This is a genomic window from Octadecabacter arcticus 238 (genome assembly GCF_000155735.2).
Classification (GTDB): Bacteria; Pseudomonadota; Alphaproteobacteria; order Rhodobacterales; family Rhodobacteraceae; genus Octadecabacter; species Octadecabacter arcticus.
This window is the reverse complement of the sequence record NC_020908.1, coordinates 5,105,941-5,125,472: the sequence shown is the minus strand read 5'-3', so window position 1 is coordinate 5,125,472 and position 19,532 is coordinate 5,105,941. Positions and strand designations below refer to the sequence as shown.

Here is a 19,532-nt window from a genome sequence, read left to right as displayed (position 1 = left end):
CTTCTAGCGTACCAAATAAGGTTTGCGGCGCGACGGGCGTTGCGCCGTTGGGCCAGCGTCGGAGGGGAAGTCACCCATCAGATACGGGTGCATTCCTTGGTTCTTAAGGTTTTGTAGGAACTGGCTAAAACCTGTCAGGTCCGCCATTTTTGGGGCCTCAGTGACACGGCGCAGGTTCTTGGCACCCATTTCATCAAGAACCGTTTGCAGCGCCTCCATCGGCGTTTCAATAAAATCGGCTAACGTCCAGATACGAATACGTGCCTTAACCCAAGTGGAGCGGAGCGCGTCTAAATGCTCACTCTCAATGCGCTGCAATTCAGCAGCATGCGCACGGATATCTGAGAAATTGCGGTTCGACTGGAATAGCGGAATGGCCCAGGCTCCAGAGATCACAGAAATCTGCGCGTTGGGGTCTTTGGCTAAATCCCAGCTGACAAGTTGACTGTCCATCGGGCCAAATTGAAAGCACTGACGCTCACCACGCGTGTTCCAAATCAGGTTCACAAGGAAGGATTGCGCATGGTGGTCTCGTAATTTTGCATTGTCGCATAACGCGCCACTGAACGTCTTTTGCCGGCCCTCAAATTCAACACGATCTTTGGCATATAAATGCCCATGAACCCGTGTACCCGTCATCCGCCCAAGCCATGGTTCAAAATCTTCAAACAGTTCGGCAAAGCCTTCGAACACTGAATAGGGCGCAGACGTAAATCCGTTCTCGTACCCCGGTCGGGGCAGGCGGCTTTGCATGAACAGGCCCGCGCGTCCGCGGGTGCGCCGTTCAACCGCCTTCGAAAAGATACGGTCAATCTTACCGGGGTTCGGTTCAGCCCCCTTCAACGGATTTTCTTCGTTCAGGAAGTTGTCATAAAGCCTGTTCGCGTGGGGCCAGATTTTGCGCGCAACAAAGCAATCTGATCGCCGAAGCAGTTGCAGATGATCGTCATAAAAGATGTGCGGTTTGCCCTGATAGTCGAACTTCGACAGGGTGAGGGACCGGCTTTCGATACTTTGCGAATAGAGTCGCACAAGCGTCTGAAAATAGCTTTCATCCGGAATCCAGACCCGCTTGAAATATCTGTCATAAACGGCGCGATCGGGGTCTTCTAGAATCGCTGACAATGTCTGGCGCGTCAGACACCACCACTGCGATCCCATATGCGGCACAATCCCTTCGGGCACGCGGCGATACATTTTGAAACGCCGTTGAAAATCAACGTAGCGGTCAAATAGCATACGATGTTTACGCCATGAGAATGGAAACCGCAGCGTGAAGCGTTCAAAATCAAGTCCGCCTTGGGTCCACGGAACATCTGCCGTCGTCGCACTTTCGATGAAATCGGTACGCGGGCGTTTTTCCAGATAGGATTGCAGATCTTTGATCGGGCGCAGCGGCAAACAAGACCCAGACGCCAAATAGACATGACGCACGTCAGCAAAATTATTCAACATCATGCTTGATGCGGATTGCGACGCAGCGACGATACCCCACGTGCCCCATTCACAGCGATGGCGCTTGGAAAACATCACATCCGGCAAGTCTGCCACGCTTTTTACGAAAGCATCGTAGGTGGCAAATTTAACGTTCTTGTCGACATGGATCACCACGGGGCAACCCGCAGCCGCCCAGTGACGAACCACCTGTTCGGCACGGTCAAATGCATTGTGCACCAACATGACGACACCGACGCTCATGCCCAGTTGCCTTTCGACATGAGGCCAAGAATCTCAAGCTGGCGCCAGTTGATGTATTTCTCAGACCATTTACACCACAAGTCAGGATGTTTCGAAATTCCGTCTGCGTAGGCCTTATATTCCTGACTGCCAGCATAGTGCTGACGACGTGCCAATTCTTCGGCTGCTTTGGCGCCAAACGTATCAAGGAATTTGGCATGCAGCAGCACACCTGATGCTTTTTCACCGCCCCATTCATCATACACAAGGTTCAAACCGCGCGGCAGAACCATATGGGTGGAATTCACGTAGGCGTAATTCTTGTCCCACTTCACAAGTGGCGTTTTGTTCAACGCAGGGGCACGCCACGGTTCGTCCTGAAAGAACACACGGGCCCGCGGGCCGTCTTGAATCCATAAGTTGTAGAACAAATGGTTCTTTGAAACCGTGTAATTGCCACTGTCAAACCACGACGTGATCTCCATCGGGTCTTGGCCACGCTGATAAGGTACCGCGTCAAGCCGGCCTTTGGGGTACATATCCAACAACATGGCACCAAAGCTGCGAATGTCAGATGCATCTAGCCAATCTGTCAACGCGCGCACAGGGCGGGTATCGCAGAACGGGTAGACACAAAACTCATCCGGATCGACGACAAGCGTCCAATGACCATCTGCATATTTACGCTGAAGGTGGTTCAGCCAGTCAACGCCAAACCGCGAGCGGCGATAGCTGCCCTTGGCCTTCCAGATCGACACATCCGGTTGATTCGCGGCATAGTCGCCCCTGTAATCCCCCCATTTTTAATGGGGCTCAGCTGTAGAATTCACGCAGCTGTTTTCAGTTTCATTGCGGGTGTTATGCCGCCAATGCCCATGTTGGGTCGCTCGTTGTTGTAAGTCCAGAGCCATTGTGTTGCCTGGTTCTGCGCCTCCTCAATGGTTTCAAAGATGTTTTGGCTCAGCCATTCGCCGCGGACGGTGCGATTGTAACGCTCGATATAAGCGTTCTGTTGGGGTTTGCCTGGCTGGGTGTGTTCAAGTCGAACACCGTGCTTCTCAGCCCATGTCATCAAGGTCCCGCTGATATACTCTGGGCCGTTGTCGACGCGAATGGCTTGGGGTTTGCCGCGCCATTCGATGATCCGGTCGAGGCTGCGAACAACGCGTTCCGCGGGCAACGAGAAGTCGACTTCGATGCATAGCCCTTCGCGATTAAAGTCATCCAACACGTTTAACGTCCGTATTGATCGCCCATCCGCAAGCTGATCTGCCATGAAATCCATCAACCAGGTGTCGTTTGGGGCATCAGGCACGGCCAACGGTTCAGGCTTATCCCGCTTCAGTCGTTTCTTGGGCTTAATCCGTAAGTTCAGCTCCAGTTCGCAGTAAATCCGATAGACGCGCTTATGGTTCCACCCATAGCCCTGCACGTTGCGCAGATACAAAAAGCACAGGCCAAAGCCCCACGTGCGCTTGTTCTCGGTCAACCGTTCCAGCCAATCGGCGATCTCCTCGTTCTCGCCGCTCAGCACGGGGCTGTAGCGATAGCAGGTCTCGCTGATTTGGAAGGTACGACAGGCAAGTGCGATACTGGTGCCCCGCTGCAAGACTGCATTCATGGCCATCTCTCGTCGACGAGACGGCCTTAACGCTTTTTTCCAAGCGCCTCCTTCAGCAGATCGTTCTGCATGCTCATCTCGGCATACATCCTCTTGAGCCGCCGGTTTTGTTCGGACATGTCCTTCATCTCAGCAATCAAAGATGCATCCATTCCACCGAATTTGGCCCGCCATTTATAAAAACTGGCGCTGCTCATCCCATGCTCCCGACACAGCTCAGAGACCGGCGTGCCGCCCTCTGCTTGTTTCAAAATGCCCATGATCTGTGCGTCGCTAAATCGTGCTGTCTTCATCAAAAATCTCCTCAGATATCTTGCCGAGAAAATTCTACTTTTGAACACCACTAATTTTAGGGGGGATTACCCCCCCACCATCAACACTTTCGTTGTCCACCATAATGAAATGGTCGACACCTAAGTCACGGTAATATTTAAAGAAATACGGCAAGCGAATGTCTTCGTTGCGAAACGTGCAGAACACAAGGATATCGTTAGGCTTGATTTGGCTGGTACAATCTTTGACAGACGACAACTCACGCGACTTGCGCCAGGCACGCAGGTGCCCCCGCTTTCGCTTAAGGCGAAGCCGATATGATGTCCAAGCGCTCAAGTTCATCCTTCCGATCGTGCCACCGAAGTCTGCAAACCTCGCTAGAGCTTTATAGTTAACACACCATTGATAATACGAGCAATTAGCGTCCATTGTTGCCATTCAATAAACAACAGGCAGAATTTGGCAACCTTTCGAAAAGGTGATGCCCTAACCCCACGTTCCACGTGTCATCAGTCCAAGAGATTCAAGCTGCGCAGTGCCACTGTATTTGACAGGCGAATCGATCCAAAGATCGGGATCGTCGATCAGTGCACTATAGTAGGGCTGGTACAGATCGCTATTCTCAAAGTGCTGCGCACGGGTCAATTCCTCGGCAGATTTTTTCGCGATATTGGGCAAGAACTTCGTGTGCAGCAACACGCCAGACACGCGCGCAGCCCCGCCCAAGTCAAACACATCGTTCAGCCTCCGTGGAAGAATTTGATGGGTAGACGTAACATAAGCAAAGCCGCGACGCCATTTCACCAGTGGTGTCTTGTTCAGTGTCGGGGATCGTTCAGGTTGGCTGCCAAAGAACATCCGGTCCCGTACGCCACCTTGGATCCATAAATTGCCAAACACCGGATGTATCTTCGCGCGGTAATTGTTGGCGTCAAACCAAGGAAGAGTCCGAATCGGATCATCCCCCGCAACATAACGCGACTGCCCGATTGGGCCCTTGGGGTACATATCCAGCATCAGCGCTCCGAATGCCTCGCACCCGTTGGCGTCTAGATGTTGGGTTAATGCGCGCAGATCCTGTGTGTCACTGTCGGGGTAGACCAACAGCTCGTCGGCATCGACGGTCAAGCACCACCGCCCAGCACCGTGTTTGATCTGCAAACATGTCAGCCAATCCACCCCGAATCGAGATGCTTTGTAACTATGCGGCGTGGTCCATAATGACACATCAGGCTGCTTGGCCAGAACCGCGGCAGTCCCATCATCACTCCCGCTATCGACGATCAGAAAGTGCGTAACGCCAAGCGCGCGGTAATGTGAGAGCCAGTGTTCAACAAGCGCCACTTCATTGCGCATGGTCGAAAAGACCAAGACGCCAGACTGCGGGATATCCCCCCCTGAAAAGCGCGTTATCTCAGCACGCCGACGTAAAGACCGAACAAGCAAACGCCTGCGCTTCCACCGCATGCGGTAAGCAAACAGAGCTTCGATAAAGGCTGACGTTTTGCATTGATTAGCGATTTGATCCCCTGGGACATTAAAGGGAAACATCAAACCAATGACTACTGTGCGGCCTGATGCATTGACATCAATTCGCGCAGGTATGTGTCGAATTCACCACGCAAATCGTCGCGGGCAAGTCCGAAGGCCACTGTCGCTTGCAGGAAACCAGCCTTTGATCCGCAGTCAAACCGCTGTCCACGGAACCGATATCCAAACACGTCGTGTCCGCTTTTCAGTTCGGCATCAATCGCATCGGTCAGCTGAACTTCGCCACCTGACCCGCTCTTGATTTTGTTAAGGTTCTGCATGATCCGTGGCGTCAGAATATACCGTCCGATGATCGCCAAATTGGACGGCGCTTCGTCGGCAGCGGGTTTTTCAACCAAACCTTTGACGGACACCATGGACCCGAAATCTTCTTTGATGTCGATCACGCCATAAGATGACGCTTTGTCCTTTGGCACTTCCATCGCAGCGACCATACAGCCACCGGTTTCCTCGTGGGCTTCGACCATCTGCTGAAGGCAGGGCGTTTCAGCCGCAATCACATCATCAGGCAGGATCACCGCGAACGGTTCATTGGCAACGAGGCGGCGGGCACACCAAACTGCATGGCCAAGCCCCAGTGCCTTGTGTTGCCGGATATAGGCGATTGCACCACTTTCCATATTAGTGGATTTCAGCTCCTCCAACATATCGAGCTTACCCTTCTTACGCAGCGTGCGTTCCAATTCCGGAGCAATATCGAAATAATCTTCAAGCGCAGATTTGCCGCGTGAGGTTACAAAAATAAACTCTTTGATGCCAGCGGCACGGGCTTCATCAATGGCGTATTGGATCAAAGGACGATCCACGAGCGTCATGATCTCTTTGGGGACAGACTTCGTTGCAGGCAGAAATCGCGTTCCCAAGCCAGCCACAGGAAAGATCGCTTTTGTAACACGTTTTTGCATATTTTTTACCCATTCTGAACCCGTAAAGGAAATCCATCTCGGCTCTTCTCCGCTTTGTTGAGTAAGAAAAGATGCCGACCATCAAGTAACCTATTGATATGTTAGGTTTCTGACAACTTTACATAGGGCAGGTATATGACCATCGACATTTCGCAACATATCTTACGCCTGAAGGGGCAACGTGTAAATGAAATTGAGCTGGCTGAAGACGGTGCGAAGGTTATTGTTCAGTGCAGTCGGGATGCCCGCAGGAGCGCTATAGACCCTGCAACCGGCAAGAAGGGTAGCATCAACCAACATATTCGCCGACAACTGAACGACTACCGGCTGACGCCGGTAGGTTCCCTTTTTGAATGTAATTCAAGATACTGAAGTATGACAGCGTCAGTGACATTGCCGCTGGTTGTTGAGAAAAATCCGCGAGCCCAAAACCGCTGGCCCCAGTACCGTTTGCGCAGTTCGGGAAACTCGCGCTGTATCTTATAAGACGAGCGTCCCTTGATCCGCATCATCACCATTGACAATGCTATCTGAGGCGGGACCGATATGAACATGTGGACGTGATCGGTCGACAATACGCCCGTCTCAATATGCACGCCAAGTTCTTGGCATGTTTGGATAATGATTTCACGGATACGCTCACGCATTTCACCGCGCATAACTTTGTATCGGTATTTTGTTGTCCAGACGACGTGAAATCGGTGATAAAATTTGGTATGGGTCTCAGGATAGACTTCGTCCATGGCCGCCCAAAACCCCATGGCACCGTCCCCGATGGCCAGTTTGGGCGCATTCATGCCTCGGCTTTTGAGGTTAAGCAGAACCTCGCGCCAGCTCTGCGTGGACTCGCGCACCCCATCCTCAATTGCCAGAAATCGCTTCTTGCCACGGGCAGTTACCCCAATAATAACAAGGGCACAGAGCTTGTCATCCTCGCCCGAAGGCCGCTGTGAACGCCGTCGGCCCAGAATAGACGATGGGCTCGTCATCTAACTCAGCGCCTTTCCAAGCCTCGTATTCATTGGCCCAATCGCGTTTTAAACGCGAAACCGTATTAGCCGACAAGCCAACGGCATCTGGGCCCAGAAGAACCTTGAGGGCGGGAGCCATCTCGCCGCTGGAGATCCCTTTGAGGTAAAGCCATGGCAAGGCCGCTTCCAGCGTCTTCGTGCGGCGCACATAGGGCGGCACCAGGGCAGACCGGAATGTCACCGGTGTGCCGTCCTTGGACCGAACCTTTGGAATGCGCACGCTCACAGGGCCAATGCCCGTTTGAAACGGGCGGGCCGGATGATGTCCATTACGCACGACTGCCGCGTGACCGGCATCGGTGCGTAAGCCGGTAAATTGCGCCAAATAACTGACAAGCTCAGCCTCAACTGCTGTCGCGATCAATTGTTGTGCTCCCGTTTTCAGCAACTCCGTCAACGCGTCCGTCATCTCGTCTCGACGCGCAAAATCAACAATGTTAGTAGTTCCCATGGTGGTGTATCTCCTTTGGTTGGGCTGCTGTCTTCCAACAACAATTCAACCAGATACGCCGCCAACCTTCAAACCACTCAAACACCAGATTCAGTCATAGCTCCCGGCTGGAAGCCGGTGGCTTTAATCCCGTTTGTGGAAAGTAAACGACATCCCGTTTTTTGGGTATCCTTGTGTGATTGAGATTGAGCTAGCGCAGGTTTTTATTAGCAAGGGTGAGCGCCGCATTGAGGCGTGTCCTTTTGTTGATAAAGGGTGCCGTTTCACCCATCGATTTTGCCATCTTATCAGTGGATTGTGCCGTCATTTATCCATTCTGGCTGTCTCCAGGCATTTAGGTATACGATGGGAGACGGTAAAGAATATCGACAAGGCATACCTGATGGAAACGCTCCCTGCGCTTGATCCCGCACAGCTTGCTGGCTTGGAATACATTGGTGTCGATGAAGTGGCCCGGGCGAAAGGTCATGACTATATGACGGTGGTCTACGATATGGTCGGAGGGCATCTGATCTGGGTGGAAGCCGGTCGAACTGCCGAAGTTTTTTCAAGGTTTTTGAAACAGCTGCGGCCAGATACAGCCCATAAAATAAAGGCCGTGTCGATGGATATGGGGCCTGCCTACCAAAAGGCTGTCAGGGAGTCCTTGCCGATGGCCGACATCGTATTTGACCGTTTCCACGTCATGAAAAACTACAGCAAGGCTATCCATAATCAGCGTCGCCTTGAGTTCAGGAAGGCCGATCAAAGTGGTAAAGAGTTGATGAAGGGCACGCATTATCTGTTGCTCAAAAATGCGGATAAGTTGAATGAAAAACAAAGTAACAAGCTGCAAACGTTGCTGGAGAGCAATAGCAACCTGAATACGCTTTACGTCTTAAAAGAACAGCTTCAGGCTCTGTGGAGCGCCCCATCATTTGAGGGGATGTCAGAGCAACTGGAAAATTGGTGCCTGATCGCAGATCAGTCACACATGCTCTATCTGAAAAAGTTCGCAAAATCCCTAAGAAAACATTGTGTGGGCATATGCAACTACGCGAAACACAAGCTGACAAGCGCCAGAATAGAGGCTGGTAATGTCAGTATAGGAATGATCCGCAAACGAGCCAGGGGCATCAGGGATACCGAATACTTCAAACTCAAAATTAGACAATCATCCATCCCAGATAATCAATCTATGTTCTAAGGCTTATCCCTTTTAGTCCGGTTGCCCCACATGTTGACGCGGCGCAGAATCTTGCCCTTGTGGCTTTAGAGGCGGATCGGATCAGTTTGTAACGTCTGGTGGGTTTATAGGGCGTGGCTTTTGCCGTGAACGAGGCCCTTCAGGCGCGCTGTTCAACAAAATCACGATATGTCGCTGGCCCGAGACCAACACCGATCCCCAGCAGCGTGTCGAAGGCGCTTCGCATGTGTCGCCGTCGGTTCCAGCGGAACACGAATTCGTCGAGATAGCGTTGTAGATGGCACTTTCTGAGGCCGTGGAAGACGCCTTTTGCCCACGTTTTTAGGTTGGAGAACACGCGGTGGACCCAGTGGAGTATGTCGTGTGCCTTCTTGCCGCTGACGACCTTTGCCTCATGCGTGTTTGCAGGAGGATTTTCGTAACCGAGCCAGCCATCCGTGATGATGTGAGCGCCAGGCTCTACAGCCTGACCAATGAACCCGTGCAGCGTCTTTGACGCGCCGTCGGGAATGTGTTTCATCCTGATACGGCGCGGATGTCCGTCACTTGATAACTCGACGGCACAGACGACAAACATCTTTCCAACCGGGCTCCGCCCACCCTTTGGCCGGTCCTCGGGATCATGCCGGGACCGGAACGGCATCTCTGTTTCATCGATTTCGACAAGGTCTTTCAGGGGGTTGCGGTCAGGGTTGACCATCGACCGCCGCAGCTTTTGCAAGAGGAGGTCGCCGAGAAGCGCCATCGGTCCGAGCGACGATGGCGACCCGTCTTGTAGCTGCCAAGGCCAAGTTGCGCCTGAAGTTGCAGCGCTGACATGCCGTTGGAATGGCTGGTGATGATGTGCGCGGCAAGAAACCAAATTCGCAACGGCAAATGGCTGCTGTGCATTACCGTGCCAGCCGTCACGGATGTCTGCCGTGCGCAACCGGCACATTCCCAAGTCGCGCGATTTCGCTTTAACGGCCAGCCCTTGCAGGTGCCACAGGAAGGACAGACGAAGCCCTCAGGCCAACGATGTTCCACCAGATAATGCGAACACGCTTCCTCATCAGAAAACCTGGCGTCGAACGCGGGGCGGGACATGGGTTTGTCGTTTTTCCATCTGGCTGGCATGGGAAGAACAATACCAGAACATTCTAGATTGGCAAGCCGCTTCGCACTACATCAGGTGCCGCCGGAGCAAAGGGGATAAGCCTTCTATGTTCTATTTGAAATCCTAGAATAACTCAACAAAGCGGAGAAGAGCCGGTTTATTGATGTAGGTCGGGACTTTCCACTGACACTCGGTCCCTTTGGGGATGAAAAAGCAATCTCCGGCCTTAACATTATGTGTGGTCCCGTCCCCTTCTGTGATCGTTGCAGCACCTTCCAGCACGTGCACAAACTCATGAATTGAAAAAGGTTCCATTTCGAATTCAGCTGTCTGGCAATCCCAAATCCCGACACTCATGTTGCCGGCATCATTGGTGATCGCCACATGTTCGCGCTCGACCGGTTCGCCTGTCGTTGACGTTTGGTTCAGCGGTGAATCAGGATTCACAACGATAACGGCACCTTCAGCGGTTGCCAGCGGCGGCGTGACGACGTCAGGTGTAAGGAGGGTAACAAAGAACTTCTTTAGGTAGCCCTCCTGCTTCCAACTCATCGGGACGGCATTGCGAAACGCGACGCACTCGCCGCGCCCTGCCCTGACCGCATTGTCATCTGCGTCCAGCATCGCAAAATCGCCGTCCAACACGATGATAACTTCATCGCCAGGGTAGGGGCCGAACGCTTCTTGCATCGTGGTCGTGTCCCAGACGCCAACCGTCAGCCCAATGGCGGGTTCTTCATAGAAGACATGCAGGTGTTGCTGCGGAACGGCCGACTGGAAATCAACGCTGTCCAAATTAAGCGGAGATAACCCTGCGCCATTCGGCCCGTTGGGATCAAGATGTATGAGGCGAGGCAAGTCGGACATGTGGAACCCTTCTTTCTTCTAGCTAAACAAATGGACATCGCTGGATTAAAGGCTTGACTCGGGTTCAAAATCAACAAATGATTGAATGACCGTTCAGATAGGAAAGACTATCAAATTATTGATTAATAATGATTTTTAGAATTTTAAATTCGACTTAAAAATCATTTTATTACATGATTTTGGCCCTGAGGAGGAACAGAATGACCCGCGATCCACGTTTTGATGTCCTTTTCGAACCGGTCAAAATCGGCCCCGTCACCGCCCCAAATCGATTTTATCAGGTGCCACATTGCAATGGCATGGGGCATCAATACCCGTCCTCTATGGCCGAAATGCGTGGCGTAAAGGCCGAAGGGGGTTGGGGTGTCGTCAACACAGAAGAGTGCGAAATTTCACATACTTCAGAGTTAAGCGGCGCGATCGAAAGCCGTCTTTGGGATGACAGCGACATCCCTGTTCTCGCCAAAATGGTCGACAAAATTCACGCGTACGGCGGGTTGGCCGGCATCGAGCCTGCGCACCTTGGCGCGGGTGCAGCGAACAACTACAGCCGCGAAATTCCCATGGGCCCTGCGGCGCGTCCCATTGATCTTTATGAACCTGTGCAAGCGCGACGCATGGACAAGGCCGACATCAAAGCCTTTCGAAAAATGCACGTCGATGCGGCCATTCGCGCTAAATCAGCGGGCTTTGATATTGTCTACGTCTACGCGGGACATGACATGACGACATTGATGCATTTTCTACAAGCTGACCGGAATGATCGAACGGATGAATACGGTGGCAGCCTGAAAAACCGCGTGCGCCTGCTGCGCGAGGTTATCGAGGACACCAAAGATGCAATCGGCGACACCTGCGCAATCGCTGTTCGGCTGGCTGTCGACGAAATGCTCGGCAAGGGCGGCATCTCAAGCGATGGTGAGGGTCGCGAGATTATAGAAATGCTGGCCGAGCTCCCCGACCTTTGGGACGTGAACGTCAGTGGTTGGGAAAATGACAGCGCGACCTCTCGGTTCTCGGACGAGGGGTATCAAACGGACTACATCCGTTTCGTAAAGCAGATTACGACAAAGCCAGTGGTTGGTGTCGGTCGTTTCACGTCCCCTGACACGATGGTATCGCTGGTCAATAAGGGTGTTCTGGATTTGATCGGTGCAGCCCGCCCATCCATCGCGGACCCGTTCCTGCCTAAGAAAATTGAAGAAGGCCGGGTCGAAGACATCCGTGAATGTATCGGCTGCAACATCTGCGTGTCCGCTGATTTTCTGTCTCACCCTATGCGATGCACCCAGAACCCAACGATGGGCGAAGAATGGCGCAAAGGTTGGCATCCTGAACGAATTGCGCCGAAAACTGCGGATGAAACCGTGTTGATTGTGGGCGCAGGGCCAGCAGGGCTTGAAGCAGCGCGCGCACTTGGGCAGCGCGGGTATGATGTTACGCTGGCGGAAGCGACGGACACCATCGGCGGTCGCGTCCACACTGAAAGCCAATTACCCGGCCTATCCCAATGGCGGCGTGTCGCGGATTATCGCGAATACCAGATCAGTCAAATGGCCAACGTCGCGGTCTATCTCAATAGTCCACTGACGGCTGATCAGGTTCTGGAATTCGAGGCCGATCATATTGTCCTGTCGACGGGGTCGGAGTGGGACACTACCGGAATCGGGCGCAGTAACCGACGCGCGATCCTGGGCCATGATGCAGGCACCGTGATGGGTGTGGATGCCATTTGCGCAGGCGAAAAACCAACCGGACCGGTCGTCATTTTTGACGATGATTACTATTATATGGCGGGCCTGATTGCGGAAAAGCTGCGCCGCGAAGGTCATGACGTCACCTATGTGACCCCCACGCCCGATGTTTCGCACTGGACGCACAACACAATGGAGCAGTCCCGCATTCAGACGCGATTGATGAAATTGGGGGTGAAAATTACCCCACTGCATACGTTGACCAGAATTTCTTCCAATCATGTGGATCTCACCTGTATTTACACCGATGCCGTTCACCAGATCCCCTGCGCGACCTTGATACCTGTCGCGATGCGCAACCCGCGCGAAGACCTGTTTTCTGCCCTTCAGGAACGCGCGACATCCCTGACCCGCATTGGTGATTGTTATGCACCGGGCACGATTGCCGCGGCCGTTTATGGCGGGCACCGATATGCGCGCGAACTGGGTGAACCGGCCGTGACCGGCGTGCCATTTCGCCGCGAACTCCCCCTATTGGCGGATGATTGAGGGTGGCACGCGATCCCCGATATGACGTGCTGTTCGAGCCGGTAAAAATCGGTCCGGTCACTGCCAAAAACCGCTTTTATCAGGTGCCGCATTGCAATGGGATGGGCCGCAGCTATCCGTCCTCTATGGCGGAAATGCGTCGCGTAAAGGCCGAAGGTGGTTGGGCCGTTGTCACCACAGAAGAGGTCGAAATTCATCCCTCGGGCGATCATTCCCCGTGGATGGGTGGCAGGCTGTGGGACGACCGCGACATCCCCGTTTTTGCGCGAATGTGTGACGCAGTCCATGCGCATGGCGCCCTTGCAGGGTGCGAATTAAACCACGCCGGCGTCATGGCCGCTAACCGCTACAGCCGTGACGTGCCGCTGGCGCCTTCCCATATTCCTGTCGCCATGCCCGATCCTGTCCAAGCCCGTGCCATGGACCTGTCGGACATTCACGATCTACGTCGCTGGCACCGCGAGGCCGCGGTACGCGCCCGCGACGCGGGCTTTGATATAATCTACGTTTATGCGGGTCATCAACTGTCCACGATATCGCATTTCTTGTCACCCTACCGCAATCGGCGCTCGGATGCCTACGGCGGCAGCCTTGAAAATCGCGCGCGCCTTCTGCGCGAGGTTCTTGAAGACACGCGCGACGCGGTGGGCGACACCTGCGCGATTGCGCTACGGTTTTCAGTCGATGAACTAAAGGGACCGGATGGCATAACCAGCGACGGAGAAGGACGCGACCTTGTCGAAATGCTCGCCGAGCTTCCTGACCTGTGGGACGTCAACATCAGTGGCTGGGAGAATGACAGCGCGACGTCGCGGTTCAAAGCGTCAGGGTATCAGGAAGACTATATCCGCTGGGTTAAAAGCGTAACAAGCAAACCCGTGGTTGGCGTAGGGCGTTACACGTCTCCAGACGCGATGGTGTCGCTTATCAAGAATGGTGTCCTTGATTTTATCGGCGCTGCTCGCCCCTCAATCGCTGACCCGTTTTTACCAAAGAAAATCGAAGATGGCCGCGTTGAAGACATTCGTGAATGCATCGGCTGCAATATCTGCGTTTCAGGCGACAATACGTTCGTGCCCATTCGCTGCACCCAAAACCCAACCATGGGCGAGGAATGGCGCAAGGGCTGGCACCCCGAAAAAATCGCAAAAGCCCATGCGCCAGAATCCGTGCTGATCGTGGGCGCTGGCCCCGCCGGACTGGAAGCCGCACGCGCGCTTGGGCAGCGCGGCTACGACGTAACCCTCGCGGATCGCGCGCAAGACCTTGGGGGGAGGTTACGCAGCGAACGCCTCCTGCCGGGGCTGGCCGAGTGGGGCCGCGTGGTGGACTACCGCACGTGGCAGATCAGCCAGATGGCGAATGTGGAAACGTTCGCTAGCAGTGACATGACCGAACAAAGCGTGCGAGAATTCGGCGCCGATCATGTTGTTGTTTCGACCGGTGCGCATTGGACCCGTGATGGCATAGGCCGCGAAAACCCGCACGCAATCAACATCATAGACGGGTCCAATATCCTGACCCCGGATGACGTCATGGCGGGGCAACGCCCTTCTGGCCCTGTGACAGTCTTTGATGACGACCATTACTACATGGGCGGCCTGATTGCCGAACTTTTGAGCAAAGACGGTTTTGACGTCACCCTTGTTACGCCGTCCACCCATGTCTCAGAGTGGGCACATAACACCCTCGAACAGCACCGTATTCAGGCACGACTTATGGGGATGGGTGTTAAGGTGATGCTGTCCCATAACCTTATAGCGGTCGCGCCCGGCACCGCAACTGTGGCCTGTGGTTACACAAACGCCACAACAGTGCTTGAAGTTGAAAGTACCGTTTTGGTTACGATGCGCAGCCCTGTTGACGGCCTTTATCAAGTTCTTTCCAAAGCGAGCCTGCCAAACCTCGCGCGGATCGGCGATTGTCTTGGCCCCAGCACCATCGCGGCTGCCGTATACAGCGGCCACCGCTTTGCCCGTGAACTCGGGGAACCCGAAATGGGCAACGTGCCGTTCCGCCGCGAACTTCCAGCACTTGCCCCCGTCATTGACAGTGAAAGACAGCTATGACCCGCGATCCCCGCTACGATATCTTGTTCACCCCGCTTAAGATTGGTCCGGTGACAACCAAAAACCGCTTTTTCCAAGTGCCCCACTGCACAGGAATGGGCTACATCCGTCCCCGCATGCTGGCCAGTATGCGCGAGGTTAAGGCCGAAGGCGGTTGGGGCGTTATCTGCACCGAATACAACTCAATTCACCCGTCATCTGACGACTTGCGGCATGTCTCGGCGTCTTTATGGAACGACAGCGACATTCGGGCGCATCGCTTGATGACAGATAAAATCCACGCCCACGGCGCCCTTGCGGGGGCGGAACTTTGGTATGGCGGCGCGCGCAGCGCCAACATGATGACGCGCGAAGTCGCGCTTGATCTTGACAGCATGCCGAACAGCGTCGGCCACCCGTTTCAGACGCGCGCAATGGATAAAACTGATATTCGCAACCTTCGGCGCTGGCACCGCAAGGCCGCAATCCGCGCACGCGATGCGGGTTTTGATGTGGTCTATGTTTATGCTACGCACGGCTATCTGCTTGCCAATTTCCTTGATCCAGCGCGCAATACACGCAGCGACGAATACGGCGGTGTTATGGAAAATCGCGTGCGTCTGGTGCGTGAATTGATTGAAGAAACCAAAGATGCCGTCGGCGATAAATGCGCCGTTGCCGTGCGCTTTGCTGCTGATGAACAAGTCGGCGAGGACGGTATTCCAATCACGGGTGAGCGGCGTGATATGTTTGAAATGTTGGCCCCCCTACCCGACCTATGGGACATCAACATTGCTGACTACGGCGTTGAAATGGGTGTCTCGCGGTTCACCAAAGAAGGCGCGTTGGAACCCTACATGGGCTTCGTGAAATCCATCACCGACAAACCCGTCGTGACTGTCGGGCGTTTCACATCGCCCGATACGATGGTCAGCCAGCTTAAACGCGGTGTGACAGACCTGATCGGTGCCGCGCGTCCATCTATCGCCGATCCGTTTTTGCCGGCCAAGATAGAAGCAGGTGATCTTGGCGCAATCCGTGAATGTATCGGCTGTAACGTTTGCTATTCCGGTGACAGCTTGGGCGTGCCGATCCGTTGCACCCAAAACCCCACAATGGGTGAAGAATGGCGCAAGGGCTGGCATCCCGAAAAGATTGATCCCAAAGGAAGCGACACCCGCGTGCTTGTGGTTGGCGCTGGTCCCGCAGGTATGGAAGCCGCGCGTGCTTTGGGACAGCGCGGCTATGAGGTGATGTTGGCAGAAGCCACCCGTGAATTGGGTGGCCGCGTGCGGCGCGAAGCAACCCTGCCGGGCCTCAGTGAATACATCCGCGTTAAAGACTACCGCGAACAGCAAATGTTGAAGATGCCGAATGTCGAGGTGTTCCGCGAAAGCCAGATGTCCGCGCAGGATGTCCATGCAGTTGAGGCCGATCACGTCGTCATTGCAACCGGCGCGCACTGGCGCAAGGAACGCTTTAATGGGAACCGCTATGTGTCGGTCACGCCGGACGGCGCTGATGCGCATGTCCTAACACCAGACGACATTATGGATGGCAGAATGCCCGATGGCCCTACGCTGGTCTATGATGAAGACGGCTATTACCTTGGTGGTGTCATCGCAGAAAAACTCCGCGCCGCGGGACTGGATGTCACCTATGCCACCCCAGCCGACGTGGTCTCGCAGTGGGCGGAAAATACCTCTGAACGCTGGCGTGTCCGCAGCCATTTGATGAAGCTGGGGATCGAGATTGAACTGTCAAAATCTCTGACAGAATTTGACGGGAAAACGGCCCGACTGGCGTGTGAATATGGCGGCACGGTCACTGACTTAAAGGTGCGGACGGTGGTGATGGTAACCCAACGCAAGACGAATGATACGCTCTACAATGACCTCATAACAGGCGCAGGTGGCGATCGCGCAAAACTACCATTTACGCTGTCTCGCGTCGGAGATTGCGACGCCCCTGCTATCATCGCCGCTGCGGTCTATGCCGGCCACCGCTACGCCCGCGAACTTGATGCACCAATCGATTCTGATGAACCACTACGCCATGACCGCGTCGACGTTGGTGAAACGCCTGAAGGGTCATACTTAATGGGCCGCACCTAATGACAACAACTGCGCCTGAAACCCAGATCGAGGGCTACCTTGAGATGCTTCAGCGCTTCTACGAGGAAGAAATCGAAGGATCCGCCTATTTCGATGCATTGGCAGAGAGGTTTAGTCAGGCGGAACAAAGGCGCAAAATGCACCTGATGGCGCAGGTCGAACGGTATGCAGCCGCTGCAGCCGCGCCGCTGCTGGTTAAATATCACCTGATCACGCGCGACGCCGCCGTTTTACAGGCTTCAGGTCATAAGCATGCGCAGAATGTGACGGCTGACTGGCCGGCGCTCATTTCTGAAATGCGGCGCACATTTCCGGACTATATGCCTGAATTTCGCGCGATTGAGGATTTGGCCCCACCGCAAGACCTCCCCCAACTCAAAATGCTGACAGCCCATGAAATCGCCGCGATCGCATTTCTTGAGGCTGAGGCGAAGGGCGACCCAGACAGCGATACTCCGCTGATAAACTACCTGCGCACCGGCACCGCATGAAGCATCTTTTCTCACCCCTCGCGATCCGCGGACACACCCTAAAGAATCTCATCTTTTCGACAGGGCACATGACGGTGATGCTAAAAGACAACCTGCCAACCAAACGCATGGCCGCATACCATGCAGCGCGCGCAAAAGGTGGTGCGGGGTTGATCATTATTGAGGCCGCCCGCGCACATGTGTCGGGCATGTCCGGACGCCCCGCAATCCTCGCCTATGACGACGCCTGCATCCCCGGATATGCCCGTATCGCGCGCGACTGCCAGCAGCATGGCGCCAAAGTCTTTGCGCAATTGACCCATCCGGGCCGTGAAATGACGACCGCCATGGACGGCACACAAGCCGTTGCGCTGGCCCCGTCAGCAGTTCCGAATGAACGGTTTCACGTCATGCCCCGTGCGATGACGACACAAGACATTACCGACATTGTTGCAAGCTACAGTAACGCTTCATCCCGTCTGAAAAAAGCCGGTCTTGATGGAGTTGAAATCGTCGCCTCGCACGGCGTTCTCGCCGCCCAGTTCTTGAATCCGAAAGTAAACCTGCGCACCGATACATATGGCGGCAGCCGCGAAAATAGAATGCGATTTCTGTGTGACATCCTACGGGCTGCAAGGTCCGGCGCCGGTCGTGGTATGATTGTGGGTGTTCGCCTGTCCATAGATGAAAAAGACCATGACGGACTTGAACCGGATGAGATGATCACTGTCGCCACGTCGCTCGCAGATCAAGGATTGGTGGATTATCTGAACGTCACAGCAGGCACATCTGCGGGGCTTGCTGGATCAACCCATATCGTGCCCCCCATGGCCTTTGAGACCGCATATACCGCACCACTGGCCGCTGCGATAAAGGCCAAAGTCGATGTTCCAGTCTTTGTTGCCGGACGGATTAACCAGCCACAGATCGGCGAACAAATCGTGGCGTCCGGTCAAGCTGACATGTGCGGTATGACCCGCGCACTGATCGCAGACCCTTTAATGCCTAACAAAGCAAAGGCCGGGCATCTGGATAACATTCGCGCCTGTGTCGCCTGCAATCAGGCCTGTGTCGGGCATATGCTGAATGGCTATCCGATTTTGTGCATCCAGCACCCAGAGACCGGTCGTGAGCTGGAATTTGGCACGCTTAAGCCTGCGACATCGCCAAAAAATGTCCTTGTGGTTGGGGGTGGACCCGGCGGGCTTAAGGCTGCGGCCATTGCTGCATCGCGCGGCCACCATGTCACGTTGCTTGAAGCCCAAAGCACCTTGGGCGGTCAGGTGCGGTTGGCGCAAATGCTGCCCGGGCGGGCCGAGTTTGGCGGCGTTACTGACAATCTAGCGCGCGAGGCCACTCACGCTGGCGTCGATATCCGTCTGAACATACGCGCCACCCGTTCAACGATTGAGCAACATCAACCCGATGCCGTCATTCTTGCTGTAGGCGCAAAGCCCCGCACAGCTGCACTGGAGGGGGAGGGAAGTGGTCATATCGTTCAGGCCTGGGATGTGCTGCAAGGTCGCGCAAACGTCGGGAGCAATGTGGTCATCGCAGATTGGCGTGGTGACTGGATCGGGCTCGGCCTTGCCGAAAGACTGGCGCGGGATGGCTGCCATGTCCGGCTGGCAGTCAACGCGATCACCGTGGGCCAAGCAATCCCGCAATATGCGCGCGACGTGTGGCTTGGGACATTGCACAAGCTGGGCGTGGGCATCATTCCCTACATGCGATTGTTCGGCGCGGATGCCGTCAGCGCCTATTTTCAACACACGTTAAGCCAAGAGGCCGTTATAATGGACGGCGTGGACACTGTCGTCACGGCATTGGGGCACGACCCTGAAACCGCCCTTGCGGATGAACTGTCAGGTCACATCAAAGACCTTCACCTAATTGGTGATTGTCTCAGCCCGCGCAGCGTCGAAGAAGCCGTCCTGGAGGGGCTTCAGATTGCTGCACAAATATAGACCTATAAACATGATACGACGAAACAAACGTT

Annotated in this window: 11 protein-coding genes and 6 pseudogenes; 7 read left to right on the top strand and 10 right to left on the bottom strand. The window is 54.5% G+C overall.

Features of this window, described 5'->3' with window-relative positions; all coding sequences use genetic code 11:
• Nucleotides 1–3: 3 nt before the first annotated feature.
• From OA238_RS26520 to galU, 6 genes and pseudogenes are all read right to left on the bottom strand, one after another.
• Nucleotides 4–1,698, bottom strand: a complete 1,695-nt coding sequence (locus OA238_RS26520; RefSeq protein WP_044037724.1) for a DUF5927 domain-containing protein — start codon at nt 1,696–1,698, stop codon at nt 4–6.
• Nucleotides 1,695–2,459, bottom strand: a pseudogene (locus tag OA238_RS26515) (glycosyltransferase family 2 protein); the annotation flags it as partial. The gene OA238_RS26520 and the pseudogene OA238_RS26515, both read right to left, overlap by 4 nt.
• A gap of 44 nt (nt 2,460–2,503) precedes the next feature.
• Nucleotides 2,504–3,591 (bottom strand): IS3 family transposase gene (locus tag OA238_RS26510; protein WP_085982794.1). Its coding sequence is split into 2 segments (ribosomal slippage): nt 2,504–3,330 and nt 3,330–3,591, totalling 1,089 coding nucleotides; the frame shifts between segments, so codons are not numbered across the junction.
• Between the two features lie 73 nt (nt 3,592–3,664).
• Nucleotides 3,665–3,907, bottom strand: a pseudogene (locus tag OA238_RS34330) (glycosyltransferase family 2 protein); the annotation flags it as partial.
• A gap of 150 nt (nt 3,908–4,057) precedes the next feature.
• On the bottom strand, nt 4,058–5,122 hold the full coding sequence (locus OA238_RS26495; RefSeq protein ID WP_015497539.1) for a glycosyltransferase family 2 protein: 1,065 nt from the start codon (nt 5,120–5,122) through the stop codon (nt 4,058–4,060).
• Nucleotides 5,123–5,133: 11 nt separating this feature from the next.
• Complete coding sequence (gene galU, locus OA238_RS26490; protein ID WP_015497538.1) at nt 5,134–6,027, bottom strand: UTP--glucose-1-phosphate uridylyltransferase GalU; 894 nt, start codon at nt 6,025–6,027, stop codon at nt 5,134–5,136.
• A gap of 135 nt (nt 6,028–6,162) precedes the next feature.
• Here galU and OA238_RS32325 point away from each other — a divergent pair.
• Nucleotides 6,163–6,348: pseudogene (locus OA238_RS32325) on the top strand (ISL3 family transposase); the annotation flags it as partial.
• Here the strand turns inward: OA238_RS32325 and tnpA are convergent.
• On the bottom strand, nt 6,348–6,770 hold the full coding sequence (gene tnpA, locus OA238_RS33230) for an IS200/IS605 family transposase (protein WP_187293211.1): 423 nt from the start codon (nt 6,768–6,770) through the stop codon (nt 6,348–6,350). The pseudogene OA238_RS32325 and the gene tnpA overlap by 1 nt on opposite strands.
• Nucleotides 6,753–7,509 (bottom strand): annotated as a pseudogene (locus tag OA238_RS26480) (IS256-like element ISOan6 family transposase); the annotation flags it as partial. The gene tnpA and the pseudogene OA238_RS26480, both read right to left, overlap by 18 nt.
• Nucleotides 7,510–7,648: 139 nt before the next feature.
• On the opposite strand from OA238_RS26480, the pseudogene OA238_RS26475 reads away from it, so the two are divergent.
• Nucleotides 7,649–8,695: pseudogene (locus tag OA238_RS26475) on the top strand (ISL3 family transposase); the annotation flags it as partial.
• 139 nt (nt 8,696–8,834) lie between these two features.
• Here the strand turns inward: OA238_RS26475 and OA238_RS26470 are convergent.
• Both OA238_RS26470 and OA238_RS26465 read right to left on the bottom strand, forming a co-directional pair.
• Nucleotides 8,835–9,811, bottom strand: a pseudogene (locus tag OA238_RS26470) (IS1595 family transposase).
• 103 nt (nt 9,812–9,914) lie between these two features.
• Nucleotides 9,915–10,586, bottom strand: coding sequence for a cupin domain-containing protein (locus OA238_RS26465; protein WP_245581407.1), 672 nt, complete (start codon nt 10,584–10,586; stop codon nt 9,915–9,917).
• A gap of 272 nt (nt 10,587–10,858) precedes the next feature.
• On the opposite strand from OA238_RS26465, the gene OA238_RS26460 reads away from it, so the two are divergent.
• The 5 genes from OA238_RS26460 to OA238_RS26440 are packed head-to-tail and all read left to right on the top strand — an operon-like array spanning nt 10,859 to nt 19,500.
• Nucleotides 10,859–12,901 (top strand): oxidoreductase, encoded by a 2,043-nt coding sequence (locus OA238_RS26460; protein ID WP_015497534.1) that lies wholly within the window; start codon nt 10,859–10,861, stop codon nt 12,899–12,901.
• 2 nt (nt 12,902–12,903) lie between these two features.
• Entirely contained in the window at nt 12,904–14,970 is a 2,067-nt protein-coding gene (locus OA238_RS26455; RefSeq protein WP_015497533.1) for an oxidoreductase, read from the top strand.
• A complete protein-coding gene (locus tag OA238_RS26450; RefSeq protein ID WP_015497532.1) occupies nt 14,967–17,063 on the top strand; it encodes an oxidoreductase in 2,097 nt (698 codons plus the stop codon). Before OA238_RS26455 ends, OA238_RS26450 begins: the two co-directional genes overlap by 4 nt.
• On the top strand, nt 17,063–17,554 hold the full coding sequence (locus tag OA238_RS26445) for a hypothetical protein (RefSeq protein WP_015497531.1): 492 nt from the start codon (nt 17,063–17,065) through the stop codon (nt 17,552–17,554). The genes OA238_RS26450 and OA238_RS26445 overlap by 1 nt, the downstream gene beginning before the upstream one ends.
• Complete coding sequence (locus tag OA238_RS26440; protein ID WP_044037718.1) at nt 17,551–19,500, top strand: oxidoreductase; 1,950 nt, start codon at nt 17,551–17,553, stop codon at nt 19,498–19,500. The genes OA238_RS26445 and OA238_RS26440 overlap by 4 nt, the downstream gene beginning before the upstream one ends.
• The last annotated feature ends 32 nt before the right edge of the window (nt 19,501–19,532 follow it).

Bases quoted from the DNA above. Each gene is read 5' to 3' on its own strand.
- tnpA (WP_187293211.1), bottom strand. From the start codon at position 6,770: ATGGACGAAGTCTATCCTGAGACCCATACCAAATTTTATCACCGATTT.
- OA238_RS26520 (WP_044037724.1), bottom strand. From the start codon at position 1,698: ATGAGCGTCGGTGTCGTCATGTTGGTGCACAATGCATTTGACCGTGCC.
- OA238_RS26445 (WP_015497531.1), top strand. From the start codon at position 17,063: ATGACAACAACTGCGCCTGAAACCCAGATCGAGGGCTACCTTGAGATG.
- galU (WP_015497538.1), bottom strand. From the start codon at position 6,027: ATGCAAAAACGTGTTACAAAAGCGATCTTTCCTGTGGCTGGCTTGGGA.
- OA238_RS26450 (WP_015497532.1), top strand. From the start codon at position 14,967: ATGACCCGCGATCCCCGCTACGATATCTTGTTCACCCCGCTTAAGATT.
- OA238_RS26460 (WP_015497534.1), top strand. From the start codon at position 10,859: ATGACCCGCGATCCACGTTTTGATGTCCTTTTCGAACCGGTCAAAATC.
- OA238_RS26495 (WP_015497539.1), bottom strand. From the start codon at position 5,122: ATGTTTCCCTTTAATGTCCCAGGGGATCAAATCGCTAATCAATGCAAA.
- OA238_RS26440 (WP_044037718.1), top strand. From the start codon at position 17,551: ATGAAGCATCTTTTCTCACCCCTCGCGATCCGCGGACACACCCTAAAG.